1 protein-coding gene and 1 pseudogene are annotated in these 2,129 nt (G+C 46.2%); one reads left to right on the forward strand and one right to left on the reverse strand.

Going from position 1 to position 2,129, the window contains the following annotated elements:
- Nucleotides 1-251 (forward strand): annotated as a pseudogene (locus F6K63_RS36650) (dihydroxy-acid dehydratase domain-containing protein); the annotation flags it as partial.
- 199 nt (nt 252-450) lie between these two features.
- Here F6K63_RS36650 and F6K63_RS36655 read toward each other — a convergent pair.
- Nucleotides 451-1,734: a transposase gene (locus F6K63_RS36655; protein WP_353813180.1), complete on the reverse strand. Its 1,284-nt coding sequence runs from the start codon at nt 1,732-1,734 to the stop codon at nt 451-453.
- Between the last annotated feature and the right edge of the window lie 395 nt (nt 1,735-2,129).

A 2,129-nucleotide genomic window follows, 5' to 3' on the forward strand; every position in this document is an offset into this window, starting at 1 on the left:
CCCATGGCTTTGTGGTTGGGCATATCACACCGGAGGCACAGCTGGGTGGCGGCATTGCACTTCTGCAGAATGGGGATATGGTCACTATTGATGCTGTTAACAACAAGCTCAACGTCGATCTATCCGATGATGAACTGGCTGCTCGCCGAGACGTTTGGTCCGCGCCTGACTATAGTGTAAAGAAGGGCGTGCTCTATAAGTACATCAAGACTGTGGCCTCTGCATCGAACGGATGTGTAACTGACGAATGAGTCGGTAATGGAGATTTAAATTTCTCATTGGCTTCCTCTGAGTGCATTTTACTTCCTTTAGTCTGGCGAAAAGTAGAGAGAGAGAAAAAAAAACGAGTAAAAGAGCCATGTTGCCTTCTGAAATCGGGCAAGCAGGCATGTAGGAACGGTGCAATACCGAACCGTGAGAATCCACTCAATTGAAAGAGACCGAAGCCAGCTAAACCGTTTGAGAGATAAACCGATTCAAAACGTAAGGCAAATCGAGTAAGTCGATAGCCTGCTCACAAGCGGTTTGTAAAAGAGTCTTGGCATGCTCCTGTCGATGAAGGCGAATGACTTCAGCGATGGAGTGAAGATGTTGGTCGGGCGGTGAATGATTGAGCCGCCACTGTAAGAAAACATAAGCCAAGTAAACAAGAGCAAACCACTTGTCGGTCGCTTCAAAGGACTGAACTCGGAAATCAGTCAAGCCTAGATACTGTTTGACGTAAAGGTTATCCACCTCGATGGGCCAGCGTTTTTGATATTTTTGCAGTATAGACCGTGAAGACAGCGAAGTGTCGGTACACAGAAAATACCTCGGGCGGTGATCCCGATGGTGCCTTTTGGAAATGAGTACACAGACGTCAAAGGGTAAGTTGTTAAGTCGCCCTTTCATGGAGCGAACTCGGTAAGTCAACTTTCTTTGGTCTGTAGCGGTAAGTGAGACTGGCTCATACCGCCGGTGCTTGTACGCTTTATTCCATTGAGATAGCTTTTTATCGTCAAACTTGCGGTTAGACTTGATTGCGCAAATCACATGCCAGCTGTTGCGACGACAGAATTTGATTAGTTTATTGGAGGCATACCAACTATCGAAAAGGACGTAGACCTTAAACCCTTTGGGGAGTAATGACTTGAGTTCCCTGAGCATTTCTTGGGCCAAGCTCCCCTTTTTACGGAAACGAAGCCGTTCTTCTTTGGGTCGCTTCCGGTTCAGACGTCGGACTGTACTCTCCTTCAGGTAGAGACGTTCGTCGAAGGCGTATTCCATGACCCCTATCTGAATACGTACCGTTACGTGAACGGTTCCATTTGTATAGACCGGTTTCTTCTTCGTACTCTTGGTATGGTCATGATGAAACTCGACTGCCTCCAGCTTTCGAGTTGCTTTATCTTTTTCGCCCGTTGAGTCGTCTACGCTCACATAAACTATATTCTCGCCTGTTGACTCGCCATATCTCCATATTTCTTCGATGACGAAGCGCCGTTTCGATTCCCGAATCGTTTCCGCACTCCACGGGGCGATTCTTAAACTATCACATCCGTTTGATGCATCTGGCGCATTGACTATGATTTCATACAGGCTTGCTACTGTCTTGTGTTTCGCTTCTGATGTTATCAGGCTATCTGTTATACGCAATACATGACCAAACTGCGGGCGACTCAGTCTCAGGTTTAAGTTTATGCTGAACAAAAATCCTATGAGCGACGGTGAGTGATGTACAATTAGCTTGAGCAAGATGGAATCCTTTTGGGCTATGATTTGGTTTGCTTACCTTTACCATAACCCGATTCCTCTTGCTTTTCCTATTTGCACACTCTCTTTTTCGCCAGACTAAAGTTCGGTAATCTTGATAGACGCATGGCTGAGTGGTCGCAGGATTACTCAAATCGGCCGACCTACTTTGTGAACAAGGAGATTAGCATCGCGTCATACTTCACAAAGAGTCACCGTTCTCCACCCCTATACATCCAATCAAAAAAGCCTTGCTTACGCAGCAAGGCAATTCTTATAACTACTTTTAGTGGGTAGAGAGGGACTCGAACCCCCGACCCCCTCGGTGTAAACGAGAAAATTCGTTAACGAGTCTCTACTTAAATGAGATTCAGTCGAGTTCTACTATTGCTATGTGA

The organism is Moorena sp. SIO1G6 (assembly GCF_010672795.1).
GTDB classification, from domain to species: domain Bacteria; phylum Cyanobacteriota; class Cyanobacteriia; order Cyanobacteriales; family Coleofasciculaceae; genus Moorena; species Moorena producens.